The 529-nt window shown below is 47.8% G+C and carries 1 tRNA gene and 1 rRNA gene; both read left to right on the top strand.

What is annotated here, in order from left to right:
* A 16S ribosomal RNA gene (locus ACW5XD_RS23890) occupies nucleotides 1-81 on the top strand; the annotation flags it as partial.
* Between the two features lie 199 nt (nucleotides 82-280).
* Nucleotides 281-356, top strand: a tRNA-Glu gene (locus ACW5XD_RS23885).
* Nucleotides 357-529: the final 173 nt, after the last annotated feature.

The following is a 529-nucleotide window of genomic DNA, read 5'->3' as shown; positions in this document are numbered from 1 at the left end:
TTTACCACGGTGTGATTCATGACTGGGGTGAAGTCGTAACAAGGTAACCCTAGGGGAACCTGGGGTTGGATCACCTCCTTACCTTAAGATGCCGAAGTTGTTGAGTGTTCACACAGATTGCCTTGATTCAAAGTAGTTAGAGCAAAGACCTGATGCGCAAGCGTCAGTGCTTGTTTGGCGAAAGCCAAACGAGAGAAGCCCTTTTGTTGGGTGTCGGGATGTGAATAGCGGCGCAAGCGGCTACCCGGTTACCTGCGCGCAAGCGCAAAGACAAATCCGGGTCCCCTTCGTCTAGAGGCCTAGGACACCGCCCTTTCACGGCGGTAACAGGGGTTCGAATCCCCTAGGGGACGCCACTTCTCTTCTTGCTAACAAGAATGCAGAGTTAAGAACGAAATTCTTAACTCTGTTTTCTTCAGCCTTGTGCTGTTGCAAACATGCTCTTTAACAATCTGGAAAGCTGATTTAAAAAGTAGTTCTCAAACATTTGTTACAAGTGCTTTGGAAACTTCTTGGCGAAAACCAAAAT

The sequence above is a fragment of the Aeromonas enterica genome, from assembly GCF_054052465.1.
This window is presented reverse-complemented; position numbering and strand designations above follow the sequence as displayed.